The organism is Sphingomonas bacterium (genome assembly GCF_903644055.1).
Classification (GTDB): domain Bacteria; phylum Pseudomonadota; class Alphaproteobacteria; order Sphingomonadales; family Sphingomonadaceae; genus Sphingomonas_I.
Map to the genome: position 1 here is coordinate 1 of NZ_CAHJXD010000204.1, position 13,125 is coordinate 13,125.

The 13,125-nt window shown below is 67.2% G+C and carries 15 protein-coding genes; 3 read left to right on the forward strand and 12 right to left on the reverse strand.

Features of this window, described 5'->3' with window-relative positions; genetic code table 11:
* The 8 genes from ruvA to polA form a co-directional block, all read right to left on the reverse strand.
* The coding region (gene ruvA / locus HUU94_RS09005; protein ID WP_174274752.1) for a Holliday junction branch migration protein RuvA at positions 1-447 on the reverse strand (447 nt) is incomplete at its 3' end.
* A 148-nt stretch (positions 448-595) separates the two neighbouring features.
* Positions 596-1,084: a crossover junction endodeoxyribonuclease RuvC gene (gene ruvC / locus HUU94_RS09010; protein ID WP_174274753.1), complete on the reverse strand. Its 489-nt coding sequence runs from the start codon at positions 1,082-1,084 to the stop codon at positions 596-598.
* 145 nt (positions 1,085-1,229) lie between these two features.
* Positions 1,230-1,973 (reverse strand): YebC/PmpR family DNA-binding transcriptional regulator, encoded by a 744-nt coding sequence (locus HUU94_RS09015; RefSeq protein WP_174274754.1) that lies wholly within the window; start codon positions 1,971-1,973, stop codon positions 1,230-1,232.
* Positions 1,974-2,054: 81 nt separating this feature from the next.
* Positions 2,055-2,294 carry a DUF2312 domain-containing protein gene (locus tag HUU94_RS09020; RefSeq protein WP_174274755.1) on the reverse strand — a complete coding sequence of 80 codons (240 nt, stop codon included), beginning with the start codon at positions 2,292-2,294 and terminating at the stop codon, positions 2,055-2,057.
* 70 nt (positions 2,295-2,364) lie between these two features.
* A complete protein-coding gene (locus HUU94_RS09025; protein WP_174274756.1) occupies positions 2,365-2,982 on the reverse strand; it encodes a peptidylprolyl isomerase in 618 nt (205 codons plus the stop codon).
* A complete protein-coding gene (locus HUU94_RS09030; protein ID WP_174274757.1) occupies positions 2,979-4,538 on the reverse strand; it encodes a lipopolysaccharide biosynthesis protein in 1,560 nt (519 codons plus the stop codon). The genes HUU94_RS09025 and HUU94_RS09030 overlap by 4 nt, the downstream gene beginning before the upstream one ends.
* A complete protein-coding gene (locus HUU94_RS09035) occupies positions 4,531-4,689 on the reverse strand; it encodes a hypothetical protein (protein ID WP_174274758.1) in 159 nt (52 codons plus the stop codon). Before HUU94_RS09035 ends, HUU94_RS09030 begins: the two co-directional genes overlap by 8 nt.
* The gene (polA, locus tag HUU94_RS09040) at positions 4,686-7,433 is read right to left on the reverse strand and encodes a DNA polymerase I (RefSeq protein WP_174274759.1); all 2,748 of its coding nucleotides are present in this window, start codon (positions 7,431-7,433) and stop codon (positions 4,686-4,688) included. The genes HUU94_RS09035 and polA overlap by 4 nt, the downstream gene beginning before the upstream one ends.
* 227 nt (positions 7,434-7,660) lie before the next feature.
* Here polA and HUU94_RS09045 point away from each other — a divergent pair, with 227 nt between their 5' ends.
* On the forward strand, positions 7,661-8,125 hold the full coding sequence (locus tag HUU94_RS09045; RefSeq protein ID WP_174274760.1) for a GNAT family N-acetyltransferase: 465 nt from the start codon (positions 7,661-7,663) through the stop codon (positions 8,123-8,125).
* 70 nt (positions 8,126-8,195) lie between these two features.
* Here the strand turns inward: HUU94_RS09045 and HUU94_RS09050 are convergent, their stop codons facing one another.
* The 3 genes from HUU94_RS09050 to HUU94_RS09060 form a co-directional block, all read right to left on the reverse strand.
* A complete protein-coding gene (locus HUU94_RS09050) occupies positions 8,196-8,375 on the reverse strand; it encodes a hypothetical protein (RefSeq protein ID WP_174274761.1) in 180 nt (59 codons plus the stop codon).
* Positions 8,376-8,523: 148 nt separating this feature from the next.
* Complete coding sequence (locus HUU94_RS09055) at positions 8,524-9,693, reverse strand: N-acetyltransferase (protein ID WP_174274762.1); 1,170 nt, start codon at positions 9,691-9,693, stop codon at positions 8,524-8,526.
* An 8-nt stretch (positions 9,694-9,701) separates the two neighbouring features.
* Positions 9,702-10,409 carry a sterol desaturase family protein gene (locus HUU94_RS09060; protein ID WP_174274763.1) on the reverse strand — a complete coding sequence of 236 codons (708 nt, stop codon included), beginning with the start codon at positions 10,407-10,409 and terminating at the stop codon, positions 9,702-9,704.
* A gap of 271 nt (positions 10,410-10,680) precedes the next feature.
* On the opposite strand from HUU94_RS09060, the gene HUU94_RS09065 reads away from it, so the two are divergent.
* Positions 10,681-11,691 (forward strand): CDP-alcohol phosphatidyltransferase family protein, encoded by a 1,011-nt coding sequence (locus HUU94_RS09065; protein ID WP_254602091.1) that lies wholly within the window; start codon positions 10,681-10,683, stop codon positions 11,689-11,691.
* A complete protein-coding gene (locus HUU94_RS09070) occupies positions 11,688-12,467 on the forward strand; it encodes an NTP transferase domain-containing protein (RefSeq protein ID WP_254602092.1) in 780 nt (259 codons plus the stop codon). Before HUU94_RS09065 ends, HUU94_RS09070 begins: the two co-directional genes overlap by 4 nt.
* 28 nt (positions 12,468-12,495) lie before the next feature.
* Here HUU94_RS09070 and HUU94_RS09075 read toward each other — a convergent pair.
* Positions 12,496-13,125: amidase family protein (locus HUU94_RS09075; RefSeq protein ID WP_254602094.1), on the reverse strand; the 630-nt coding region annotated here is incomplete at its 5' end.

Sequence of the window (13,125 nt, forward strand, 5' to 3'; positions counted from 1 at the left end):
GCCGCCCTTGGGCGCGGGCGCGGTGCCGGCCGGGCCCAGGGCGATGCCGCCGGTCTTGTCCCTGAGCTCCATCGCGATGCGCTGGGCGAGCTTGGGGCCGACTCCCTGCGCGCGAGAGATCATCGCCTTGTCGCCCGACGAAATCGCGCGGATCAGCTCTTCGGGCGTGAGCACCGAAAGGATCGCCAGTGCGACGCGGCCGCCGACGCCCTGCACGCCTGTGAGCAAGCGAAACCAATCCCGTTCGCCCGCCGATCCGAACGCGAAGAGCGTGACGGCGTCCTCGCGCACCTGCATTTCGGTCAGCAGGATGACCGTGCCGCCGATCGGGCCGATCGTCGAGAGCGTGCGGGTCGAGGCTTGGGCGAGATAGCCGACGCCCGCGACGTCGATCACGAGCGCATCGGCGGTGGATTCGACGAGCGTGCCGGAGAGGCGGGCGATCATCGGGCGAGCCTAGACGATCCTCCCCAGCATGGGGAGGGGGACCGCCGACGAAGTCGGTGGTGGAGGGGGTTCGCCGCAAGCGACACTATTTGGCAGAGAGCCCCCTCCACCATGCTTCGCATGGTCCCCCTCCCCATGCTGGGGAGGATTAACGCGGCACTCGCCTTGCGCTGGCCAAGTGATGGGCGTGGGTGATGGCGACGGCCAGCGCGTCGGCGGCGTCGGGACCGGCGATCCTTGCGCCCGGCAGCAGGCGGGCGACCATCGCGTGGACCTGGGCCTTTTCTGCGCCGCCGGTGCCGACCACCGCCTTCTTGACGAGCCGGGCGGCATATTCGCCGACGTCGAGACCGGCGCGGGCGGCGGCGAGGAGGATGACGCCGCGGGCCTGGCCGAGCTTGAGGGTGGATTGCGGATTGGTATTGACGAACACTTCCTCGACGGCGGCGCCGTCGGGGCGGTGTTGCAGCATGAGGTCGGTCAGCGCGTCGTGGAGGTTCACCAGCCTGCGGGCCAGCGGGGTGGCGGCGTCGGTCTTGATCTGGCCGTTGGCAAGGTGCGAGAGGCGATTGCCCTCGGCGGCGATCACGCCCCAGCCCGTGGTGCCGAGGCCGGGATCGAGGCCGAGGAGGATCAAGCCTCCGGTCCTCCCCGGCACGGGGAGGGGGACCATGCGCAGCATGGTGGAGCGGCTTCTCCATCGGGTGCGGTGCTCGTCGAGAGCCCCCTCCACCACCGGCTGCGCCGGCGGTCCCCCTCCCCGTGCCGGGGAGGAACAAGGGTCACGCGAGTTTCTCCATCACCTCGTCGGCGATTTCGTAATTGCCCCAGACGGTCTGGACGTCGTCGTCGTCCTCGAGCGCGTCGATCAGCTTGATCAGGGTCGTGGCGTCGGCCTCGTCGACCGGGGCGTGCGTCTGCGGGCGCCACGCGAGCTTGATGCCCTCGGGCTCGCCGAGCGTCGCCTCGATCGCCCTGGAAACCCCGTGGAGGCCATCGGCGGCGGTCCAGATCGAATGGCCGTCCTCGCCGCTCTCGACATCGTCGGCCCCGGCCTCGAGCGCGGCTTCGAACACCTTCTCGGCATCGCCGGCGCCGGGCGGATAGCTGATCAGGCCGAGGCGATCGAACCCGTGGCTGACCGATCCGGGCGCGCCGAGGTTGCCGCCGTTCTTGGAGAAAGCGAGGCGCACGTTGGTGGCGGTGCGGTTGCGATTGTCGGTCAGCGTCTCGACGATCAGCGCGACGCCGCCGGGGCCGAAGCCCTCGTAGCGGATCTCCTCGTAATTCTCGCCTTCCCCGCCGCTCGCCTTGCTGATCGAGCGTTCGATATTGTCCTTGGGCAGGCCCTCCTTGCGCGCGGCGATCACCGCCGAGCGCAGGCGCGCGTTGACGGCGGGATCGGGCAGCCCCGCGCGCGCGGCGACGGTGATCTCGCGGCTGAGCTTGGAGAAGAGCGAGGAGCGCTTCTTGTCCTGCGCGCCCTTGCGGTACATGATGTTCTTATATTTGGAATGGCCGGCCATGGCCCTGTTCTCGCTCGTTATGATGGGGAGCGCGCGATCTAGCGCCGCTCCGCCGCCGCATCAATCGAAGCCGATCGCCGATCAGCTCAGCCCCAGCGCCGCCTTGTAGGTATCGAGCAGCGCCTCGGCTTCGTCGCGGGCATTCTTCTCCATTTTGCGCAGACGGACGATCGCGCGCATCGTCTTGGTGTCGTAGCCCTGCCCCTTGGCCTCGCTGTAGACGTCGCGGATATCGTCGGCCATGCCCTTCTTCTCTTCCTCCAGCCGCTCGATCCGCTCGATGAAGAGGCGGAGCTGATCGGCCGCGATGATGTCCGCCATGATTCTGTTGGTTCCCCGGCTGATGGTTGGCGGGGCGGACTAGGGGCGTGCGCGCTCGCACGCAAGCCGGTCAGTCGATGCGGCGCGCGCTGACGATCTTCACGGGCTGGGCGAGCATCTGGCCCTTCATCGCGGCCGAACCGGCGGTGGGCGAGGTCGGCTCTTCGAGGATATGCTTCACGAGCTCCATGCCCTCGACGACATGGCCGAACGCCGCGAAGCCGAGATTGTCGCCGGGCTGGGCGGGATCGGCATCCATCGAGGAAAGATCGCCGACGGTGATGAAGAAATCGCCGGTCGCGGTGCCCGGCGCGCCGCGCGCGAAGGAGATCGTGCCTTCGACATGGCTGAGCCCCGTCTTGGTGGTCGGCTCGTGCGGGATCGCGGGCAGCACGCGCTTGGGATCGTTGCGTGGACCGCCTTGGATCAGCCCGAAGCCCGGCGCAACCTTGACCGCGCGATAGAAGACCGTGCCGTCGAGCCGCTTCTGATCGACGTAGCGCAGGAAATAGCCCGCGGAGATCGGCGCGCGCTGCTTTTCGATCTCCAGCACGATCGGGCCCTCGCCGGTCAGCAGACGAACATGGACGACCACAGGCTTGGCGGGATCGGCCAAGGGCGCCTGCGCGAGCGCCGGGCACGCGGCGAGGATCGCCATCGCCCAGAATGTCCGCGCGAAAGCCCTCATCGCCGTCCCTCCGAAGCTGCCCGTCCAAAGCGAAACAAGGCGCGATCCTGTTCCTTGAAACCCCGATACCAGATGATCGCGCCATAGCTCCCAAGGATGATCGGCACGCCGAACGCGAGTTCCATCCATTCGAAGCTGTGCGGCAGCCGCGTGACGCCCCAGCCGACGATCCCGGCGACGAGCGCCGCCCAGATCAGCGGCCAGCGCCAGCCGTTGACGCGCGCGCCGAGCAGCCGCGCGAGCAGCCAGGCCTTGGCGACCGATGCGAGCCCCAGCGCCAGCATCAGCGCGATCGCGGGGCCGGCGGCGGCGATCACATCGTCCCTGGCGCCGGGGCGCGGCTTGATCCAGCCGTGCGCGGCGAGGTGCGGCAGCAGCGCACGCAGCAGCCAGACGAAGACCAGCGACAGGATCGCCTGCATCACGATCATCGCCACCGAGATCAGCAGGTTGCGCTTGGGCGCGACATAGATCAGCGCGGCTTCCGACACGACCGCGGTCGCCGCGATCGCTTCGGCGGCGAGCAGGACCGCGAGCGCGCCCGTGCCGCCGACGAAGCCCGGGCCGACGAGCCCCATCACCGCCTTGCCGGGGATCGAGAGCGCCAGCGCGATGCCGATCTGCGCGGCGATGATCCAGAATCCCACCTGGCGCACCTGTTTCGCGACCGCCTTGCGATTATCCTCGGCAAGGTTCTGCGTGATGACGGGGCCGAGGATCGGATCGAAGCTGGTCTTGAGCTTCTGCGGCAGCGAGGCGACCTGCTGCGCGACATAATAGATGCCGACGATCGCGGGCGCGAAGAACAGGCCGAGCATCGCGATATCGAGCCGGCGGGAGCCCCACTCGATCGCGTCGGCCCCCGCCAGCGGCAGATTCCGGACCGCGATCTTCTGGAGCCGCAGCGGCTCGGGCCGCCAGCCCTTGGGCCAGCCATAGCTTTTGACCAGCGGCCAGAGCGACGCGATCAGCGCCGCCGCCGCCGAGGCGGCATAAGCGAGGATCAGCCCGTCGCGCTTCGAATACCAGGAAAGCCCGAAGGCGCCGATGCTGATCACCCATGGCTCGATCAGCGAGCGCGCCTTGACCGTCGCGCCGATATCGCCGCGATAGGCCATCGCCGCCAGCGCGATGTCCGAACCCGCCCAGCCGAAGATCGTCAGCGCCAGCAGCCGATCGCGGCCGTTGATCTCGCTGTTGGGGAACATCACCTCGGGGACGGCGATCAGTATGGCAGCCGCGAGGATCGAGGCGAGGAAGCCGACCAGCAGCCCATCCCAGACGACATGGACGTGCGGGCGATGCGTGTTGGCCAATTGCTGCGCGAGCCCGCGCTTCAGCCCCATCGTCGCGAGCTGGCCCGCGAATTCGACGATGATCGTCGCATAGGCGAAGCGCCCCAGCGCATCGGCGCCATACCAGCGCCCCGCGACGAACAGGAAGGGCAGCCGCGCCGCGAGCCGCAGCAGGAAGCCGAAGAAATTGGTGCGGCCGCCCCTGGCCAGCGTATCGATATCGCCGGGGCCGGTCGCGACGGCGGCTTCGGGATCAGTCATAGAGGCTGTCGTCACCCCGGACCTGTTCCGGGGTCCACGGTTCCATATGCGCCGAAGCCTTGAAATTGCCGCGCGGTGGATGGCGGAACAGGTCCGGCATGACGATGAGAAAAGGTGCGCGCATGCCTGCCGCCGTGACGACGGCGATCAATGCGCGGCGCCCCAGCTCGGCCCGGTGCCGATCTCGACGCCGAGCGGCACCGAAAGCTGGACATGCGGTGCGGCCGCCCCCGCCATCACCGAGAGGATCAGCGGCCTCGCGGCCTCGACCTCGGCATCGGGCACCTCGAACACCAATTCGTCATGCACCTGGAGCAGCATTCGCGTGCCCGTCAGGCCCGCCTGGGTGAGCGCGCCCGGCATCCGCACCATCGCGCGCTTGATGATGTCGGCGCAGGTGCCCTGGATCGGTGCGTTGATCGCCTGGCGCTCGGCCGACTGGCGCTCGCCCACGGTCTTGCCCCTGATGCCCGGCAGGTGCGTCTTGCGCCCGAAAAGCGTGGTGACGAAGCCCTTCTCGCGGACCTGGCTGACGGTATCGGCGATATAGGTCTTCACGCCGGGGAAGCGATCGAAATAGCGATCGATGATCGCCTGCGCTTCGCCGCGATCGACGCCCAGCCGCCCCGCCAGCCCCCAGGACGATATGCCGTAGAGGATCGCGAAGTTGATCGTCTTGGCCTTGCCGCGCGTGTCGCGATTGACCTCGCCGAACAATTCCTCGGCGGTGAGATTGTGGATGTCCGTCCCCGCCGCGAAGGCTTCGCGGAGCTGCGGCACATCGGCCATGTGCGCGGCGAGCCGCAACTCGATCTGCGAATAATCGGCGGAGAGCAGGACGTGGCCCGGCGCCGCGACGAACGCCTCGCGAATGCGGCGGCCCTCCTCGGTGCGGATCGGGATGTTCTGGAGGTTGGGATCGGTGGAGGACAGCCGCCCGGTCTGCGCGACCGCGAGGCTGAAGCAGGTGTGGACGCGCCCCGTGGCGGCGTTGATCTCTTCCTGAAGCGCGTCGGTATAGGTCGATTTGAGCTTGGTGAGCTGGCGCCAGTCGAGCACCAGCCGCGCGACCTCGACGCCGTCCGCCGCCAGCCTTTCAAGCTCGTTGACGTCGGTCGAATAGACCCCCGACTTGCCCTTGCGCCCGCCGGCGAGGCCGAGGCGATCGTAGAGCACCTCGCCCAGTTGCTTGGGGCTGCCGATCGTGAACGGGCCGCCCGCCGCTTCGTGGACGCGCGCCTCCAGCGTGACGATCGCCGCGCCGAATTCGGCGGAGAGCTTCTGCAATTCGGCGCGGTCGACGAGGATGCCCGCGCGCTCCATCTCCGCCACCACGGGCACCAGCGGACGATCGACGAGCTCGTAGACGCGGTTGCCGCCCTCGCCGACGAGGCGCGGCTTGAGCCGCTTCCACAGGCGCAGCGTGACGTCGGCATCCTCGGCGGCATATTCGGTCGCGCGATCGAGCGGCACCTTGTCGAAGCTGATCGCCGCCTTGCCCGTGCCGCACACCGCCTTGAACTCGATGCAGGCATGATCGAGGTGGCGCTTGGCGAGATCGTCCATGCCGTGCCCGCCGAGCCCGGCATCGAGGTCGTAGCTCAGCAGCATCGTATCGTCGTAGGGCGTCACGTCGACGCCGTTCCGCCGCAGCATGATGAGATCATATTTGAGGTTCTGGCCGATCTTGAGGATCGCGGGATCCTCCAGCAGCGGCTTGAGCTTGCCCAGCACCACCGATTGCGCGAGCTGGACGGGTTTCTCGGCGAGCAGATCGTCGCCGGCATGGCCGTGCGCGATCGGAACGTAGCAGGCCTTGCCCGGCGCGGTGGCGAGGCTGATGCCGACGAGATCGGCGCGGACGCAATCGAGATCGGTCGTCTCGGTATCCACCGCGACGAGGCCGCCCGCCCGCGCCTGCGTCACCCAGCGATCGAGATCGGCCTCGGTGACGACGGTCTCGTAATCCTTGTGGACGAATGGCTGCGCATCCTCGACGCGCGCGGGCATCGCCGCCGCCACTTCGGCGCCGGAGAGCTTGCCGAGCAGCGAGCGAAAGCCCTGATCGGTCAGAAATTCCTTGAGCGGCGCCTCCGGAATGCCCTTCATCGCCAGCGCGTCGAGCGGCTCGGGCAGCGCGCGATCGCAGACCAGCCGCACCAGCTCGCGCGACAGCCGCGCATTGTCGGCATGCTCGATCAGGCTCTGCGAAAGCTTGGGCTTCTTGATCTCGGGCGCGGCGGCGAGCACCGCCTCCAGCGAGCCATAGGTCTTGATGAGCTCGCTCGCGGTCTTGGGGCCGACGCCGGGCACGCCGGGCACATTGTCGACGCTGTCGCCCATCAGCGCGAGCACGTCGCCGAGCTGCTCGGGCTCGACCCCGAACTTCTCGATCACATGCTCGCGGCCGAGGCGCCGGTTGTTCATCGTGTCGAGCAGGTCGAGCCGGCCGGGCTCGATCAATTGCATCAGGTCCTTGTCCGAGGAGACGATCGTCACCTGCCAGCCCTCGGCCAGCGCCGCCTTGGCATAGCAGGCGATGATGTCGTCGGCCTCCAGCCCCTCCTCCTCGATGCACGGCACCGAGAAGGCGCGCGTCGCGACGCGGATCAGCGGAAATTGCGGGACGAGATCCTCGGGCGGCGGCGGGCGGTGCGCCTTGTACTTGTCGTACATGTCGTTGCGGAAGGTCTTGGACGAGGCATCGAGGATCACCGCGAGGTGCGTAGGCCCGTCGGCCCGGTTAAGGTCCTCGACCAGCTTCCACAGCATCGTCGTGAAGCCATAGACCGCGCCCGCCGGCTGGCCGTGGCGGTTGGTGAGCGGCGGCAGGCGGTGATAGGCGCGGAAGATATAGCCCGAGCCATCGACGAGATAGAGGTGGTTGGCGGGCATCGAAGCCCGTCTAGCAGGGCGGATCGGGGGAGGCGAGATGGGGGGATGCGTTGGCTTGGGCCCAATCTCGGTCGTTCAATCGATTAGGATACGATCCCGGAACCGGCCGTCAAAGCGTCCGCGACATTCTCGTTTCCCCATCTTCCAGGAAGCGCCATTCTCCGCCGTTTCAGCACCGCCACAACGTCGTCCAATTGCAGCCACGATCGTCGCTAACCTCTCATGCTATGACGATCATCAGGCACGCGATCTTTCCCGATGACACAGCTTCGGTGCTGAGCATCTGGCGTGAGTTTATCGCAAACTCTCCGGTCAATCTCGACTATCAGGGATATGATGCCGATTTCGCGAATTTGCCCGGCAAGTATGCAGCGCCCAATGGACGCGTGTTGCTTGCCGATCGGGACGGCGAAATCGAAGGCTGTATCGCATTGCGCGAAGTCAGCATCGCCATATGCGAGATGAAGCGGCTGTATGTCCGTCCCCATGCACGCGGCAGTGACGTGGGCCACAAGCTAGTGGAACGATTGATCGCAGAGGCGCGCGGTGTTGGATACCACGAAATGAGGCTCGACGTGCAGAAAAAGTCGGTTTCTGCTCGAAAACTCTATGCGGCCTTCGGCTTCGTCCCGGCAGAGCCGATCTCGTTCAATCCGGTTCCGGGTGCATCCTTCCTCGGTCTTCACCTGTAGGAAGAACGAGCGTCGCCCAAAGCCGCAAGGATGATGGACAGCCGCCGGACCGCTCCACCAAGCACCCCACCTAACGCAGCTTGCTGATCTTCAACCCGTCGAGCTTCGCGCGTTCCTGGATCGATTCTTCGCTGCGCGTCATCGCCTTGCCGATCGCCTTCAGCGCCATGCCCTTGGCGGCGAGGCGGTGGAGCTTCTGGATCTCGTCGCCGGTCCAGGGCTGGCGATGGCGGACGAAGCCTTCCGCCATCCTCAATCGGCCTTGATCGCGCCCTTGGTGGAAGGGTTGGCCGCGATGGTCTTCTTGACCTCCTTCTTGGGCTTCTTGGCTTCCTTGTTGCTCTTCATCTGACCCTTGGCCATCGCATCGCTCCTCGCTTCGTTGCCGCCGATCCCGTCTAGATCGCTTTTTCGTAGATCCGATAGGTTTTGTTGATCTTCGCCTCGATCTTTTCGGCGATCGAGTTCATTCCCTGATTGTCGTCGAGGATCCAGCCGATCTCGGCGCGGGTGGCGCCATAGAGCGCGACCGCGTCGTGGCGGATCTGCTCGATCATGATGAAGGCGAGCTGGCTGGCGAGGCGGCTCGATTGCAGGCGCTTGACCACCCCCATCAGCGGCACGCGCACGGTTTCGACCGTCGGCCGGCCCGAAAAGCCGCCGTTGAGGCGCCACAGCAATTTGGCGAAGCCGAAGGGGAGGAGTTCGCCGTTGAGATCGGCCTGCATCTCGTTGAGGTTGGGCAGGGTCATCATGAACGCCACCGGCTCGCCGTCATATTCGGCGACGAGGATCAGATCGTTGAACACGATCGGCTTCATCTTATTGCCCGCGAACGCGATCTCGCTCTCGGTGAAGGGCACGAAGCCCCAATTCCCGCTCCACGCATCGTTGAGGATATTGAGGATCAGCGCCGCCTCGGCGTCGAACTTCCTCTTGTCGACCTTGCGGATGCGGATGCGCCGGTTCTTCTGGCCCGAGGCGACGACGCGCTGGATCAGCGTCGGGAAGGGCAGGCGGATGTCGAGGTCCCAGGTGTGGAGATCCTTGGCCGGCGCATAGCCCGCGCGCTCGACCCACGCCTCGTAGCGCGGATCGTCATGGCCCATCATCACCGTCGGCGGATGATCGTGGCCCCGGATCAGCAGGCCGGGCTCCTCCCAGATCGACATGCTGACGGGCCCCAGCGAGCGGCGCACGCCCTGCGCGCGCAGCCACTCCTCGGCTTTGGCGATCAGCGCCTGCCCGATCTCCTCGTCCTCGGCATCCAGATAGCCCCAATTGCCGCTGTCGGCGCCGCCCCCCTTCGCGGGCGGCATCGGCGTCCACAATCTGTCGATCGAGGCCGAGACGCGGCCGACGACCCTGCCGCCGCGCTCGGCGAGGAACAATTGCGCGACGGCATGTTCGAAGAAGGGGTTCTTGCCCGGCGTGATCAGGCCATAGGCCTCGCCCTTCAGCGGCGGCACCCAGTTGGGATCGTCGGCATAGAGGCGGAACGGAAGCGCCACGAACGCCTTGCGATCCGCCTTGGTGTTGACCGGGCGGATCGTGATCCCCTGTGCCATGCGGACGCCTAGTTCCTGATGCGGGTCGATGGATGGCCGGTGGCGACGCCGCCCGAAAGCTCGGCGACCCTGGGCCAGCGCCGGGCGACTTCGGGCGTATAGCCGAGGTTGAACACGGTCGGGCTCTTCCTGCGGTCGCCGACCTTGGCATAGAAGGTGCCGCCGAGACGGTCCCACCAGAAATTGGTGATGCCGTAATTGCCGCTCTCGTCGTGGAAGTGATGCGCCATGTGGCGCTGCTTCATCGCGAGCAGCCACTTGTTCTTCGGCGTATAGCCGAGATGCTGGATGCAGTGGCAGAATTCGTTGACCGCGGTCTGCACGAGGCCCGTGCCGAACGCCGCCGCGGCGCCGCCGATGCCGCCGATCGCATAGCCGATCGGCAGCGTCGCCAGCGCGACGGTCGGGATCGTGGTGTGCAGGCCGCCGAACAGCACCTCGAGGTGGTTGGGATCCTGGTGATGGTCATAATGGATGCGCTTCCACGTCGCGGCCATCGGCGCGATCTTGTACATCCAGCTTCCGTGCAGCACCCAGCGGTGCAGCACGTACCAGACGACCGGAAAGAGCAGCACCGCCACCGCGATCGCGGTCACGGTCTGAACGGCGGTCGCGGGATACCAGGCATAGACCCCCGCCATGATCGCAGCACCGCCGAGATAGGCGATGATCGCCGGATATTGGAAATAGGCGCCGACGAGCTCTTTGAGGCTCATCCGGTCGAGATGATGGCGGCGGCTCCAGAAGCCGGTCTTCAACGCACTGCTCGCCACCGCTCTCGTCCCTGATTTCGCCGGCCCGCCTTCGGCACGGAGCCAGCATATGGTGAGCGCGGCTGCCAGCGCAATGCGGCGGATTTACGGCCTCGCCAGTTCGCCGCCGCTTGTGTACCCGTGCGCAGTGACCTCTTCTGCCGCACCGCAACAACCGCAACAGCAGCGTCCCGTCGTCGTTCCCATCGGCATCAATCGCACCCGGATCTGGGGAATGACCAGCCTCGAACGGCTGCGCCGGATCGCCGCGGCGCAGGGGCTGGCGATGACCGATCATAGCGAGGGGCCGTGCCTGCGCGTCGATCTCGGCTACGCCTTCGATCCGCAGTGGCTGCGCTTTGCCGCCGCGCATCCGGGCGAGGCCGTCACGCGCGGCGGCGTTCCGGTGATCGCGCATGTCCTGAAAGGTGGCGCAGGGGCGCAGGCGCTGCCCGGCATCGCGCAGGAGACGACGGAGATCGAGAATGTCGCGCTGCGCAAGCGCGAGCGGCCGTTCCTGGAGCGGCTCACCCCCGAGACGGTGCCGCTGATCGAGCGCGCGAGCTATGTGGGTGCGTACAAGGGCGTCACCGATATCCTCACCAAATATCTCTGGCCGGAATGGGCGTTCCACCTCACCCGGCTCGCCGCGCACTGGCGGATGACGCCCAACATGGTGACGGGGATCAGCGCGATTTTCTGCCTGATCGCGACGATCGCTTTCTTTCAAGGCTTCTACTGGATCGGGCTCGCCACCGGCCTGTTCATGATGGTGCTCGATACCGTCGACGGCAAGCTCGCGCGTTGCACGATCACCTCGTCGAAATGGGGCAACATCTTCGATCACGGCATCGATCTGATCCATCCGCCTTTCTGGTGGTATGGTTGGGGCGTCGGGCTCGTCGCTTATGGAAGGCCGCTCGCCGATCACAGCTTCTGGCTGTGCATGGCGGCGATCCTCGGCGGCTATGTCGTCCAGCGGCTGATCGAAGGCGCATTCATCGCGCTGTTCGGCCTCCACATCCATGTCTGGCGCCGTTTCGATAGCTGGTTTCGGCTGATTACCGCGCGGCGCAATCCCAACATGCCGATCCTCGCCGCCTTCCTCGCGATCGGCCGGCCCGATTGGGGGCTGGTCGCGGTTGCGGTGTGGACGATTCTTTCGCTGGCCGTGCATGCGGTCCAGTTGGCGCAGGCGCTGCTGGTGCGCGCGCGCGGCGGCGCGGTGCGGAGCTGGCTGGGGTGAGCTGGACGGCGATCCTGCTCGCGGGGCAGCGGCCGGGCGGGGATCCGCTGGCCGAGGCGTTCGGCGAAACATGGAAGGCGCTGGTCAGGATCGGCGGGGAGGCGATGCTCTCGCGCGTCGCCCGCACGCTGCTGGCGACGCCCGGCATCGACCGGATCGTCGTGCTCGCGCAGCAGCCCGAAGCGCTGTTCACAGGCGATTGCGCGTGGCTGGCGCAAGAAGCGCGGATCGCCACCGCGCGCTCGTCGAGCGGCATCGCCGCCAGCGTCGCCGCGCTTGCCGGAGGGGTGCAGGCGCCGTGGCCGGTGCTGGTAACCACCGCCGACCATCCCTTGCTCACGCCCGCGATGATCGAGGCGGCCATGGCGGGGCTCGGCGATGCCGATGTCGGGATCGGGATGGTCGGCGCGCGCACCTTGCTTGGGGCCTATCCGGACAATCGCCGCACCTGGCTGCGCTTTCGCGGCGAGGCATGGACGGGCGCCAACCTGTTCGCGCTCGGCACGCCCAAGGCGGCGCCGGCGCTGAACGCGTGGAGCGCCGTGGAGCGCGATCGCAAGAAGGCGATCAAGCTGATCTGGCATTTCGGGCCGCTGCTGGCGATCCGCGCGCTGACCAGGACGATCACGCTCGAGCGCGCGCTGGGCAAGGCGTCCGCGCGGCTGGGCTTTCGCGCCGTGCCGATCGCTTTGCCCTTCGCCGAGGCGGGGATCGACGTCGACAAGCCGAGCGATCATGCGCTGGCCGAAGCGATCCTCGCCGGGCGCGAGCGCTGACATTGCCTAAATCGATCGTCACCCCGGCTCAAGGCCGGGGTGACGGTTCGGCTTGAACAGCCTCTAATCTCGATCCGTCCTGGGGCTGACCGAGCAGCCCCTCCGCCTCGCACCAGCCCGCGAAGCCGAGCAGTTCGGCATCGGCGCCCGGCCTGCCGATCAACTGCACCCCCATCGGCAAACCAGCGACCGGCAAGGGCGCGGCGACCACGGGCAGACCGAGAAAGCTGATCGGCTGCGTGTAAAGCCCGAGGTTGGCGCGCGCGGGCGCGGGCGCTCCGTCGATCATGATCGTGGGATCGGCGATCGGCGGGGCGGGGCCATGGGTCGATGGCGCGATCAGCACGTCGGTTCGATCGAACAGCGCCATCATCCGGGCGCGGAAGCGTTCGCGATACGCCAGCGCCTCGCGATAGGCGGCCTCCGGAAGCGCGGCGCCCGCGATCAACCGGTCGCGCGTCGCGGGATCATAGTCCAGCGCGCGCTCGCGAAGCTCGGGCAGGTGAAAGCGTCCGCCCTCGTAAGCCGTCATCAGGAATGCCGCCGAGCGCGCCTGCGCGACGCCCGGCAGGTCCGGCAGCGGCGGACAGCCGAGCGCCCGCGCCAATCGATCCAGCGCCGCCGCCATCTCCGGCGCGAGGTTGCGCGCGAACCAGCC

What these genes read in the sequence shown, in the direction of transcription:
- HUU94_RS09025 (WP_174274756.1), bottom strand. Translation starts at nt 2,982, where the DNA reads ATGAGGGCTTTCGCGCGGACATTCTGGGCGATGGCGATCCTCGCCGCG.
- HUU94_RS09060 (WP_174274763.1), bottom strand. Translation starts at nt 10,409, where the DNA reads ATGAGCCTCAAAGAGCTCGTCGGCGCCTATTTCCAATATCCGGCGATC.
- HUU94_RS09020 (WP_174274755.1), bottom strand. Translation starts at nt 2,294, where the DNA reads ATGGCGGACATCATCGCGGCCGATCAGCTCCGCCTCTTCATCGAGCGG.
- HUU94_RS09045 (WP_174274760.1), top strand. Translation starts at nt 7,661, where the DNA reads ATGACGATCATCAGGCACGCGATCTTTCCCGATGACACAGCTTCGGTG.
- HUU94_RS09030 (WP_174274757.1), bottom strand. Translation starts at nt 4,538, where the DNA reads ATGACTGATCCCGAAGCCGCCGTCGCGACCGGCCCCGGCGATATCGAT.
- HUU94_RS09050 (WP_174274761.1), bottom strand. Translation starts at nt 8,375, where the DNA reads ATGGCGGAAGGCTTCGTCCGCCATCGCCAGCCCTGGACCGGCGACGAG.
- polA (WP_174274759.1), bottom strand. Translation starts at nt 7,433, where the DNA reads ATGCCCGCCAACCACCTCTATCTCGTCGATGGCTCGGGCTATATCTTC.
- HUU94_RS09015 (WP_174274754.1), bottom strand. Translation starts at nt 1,973, where the DNA reads ATGGCCGGCCATTCCAAATATAAGAACATCATGTACCGCAAGGGCGCG.
- HUU94_RS09055 (WP_174274762.1), bottom strand. Translation starts at nt 9,693, where the DNA reads ATGGCACAGGGGATCACGATCCGCCCGGTCAACACCAAGGCGGATCGC.
- HUU94_RS09065 (WP_254602091.1), top strand. Translation starts at nt 10,681, where the DNA reads ATGACCAGCCTCGAACGGCTGCGCCGGATCGCCGCGGCGCAGGGGCTG.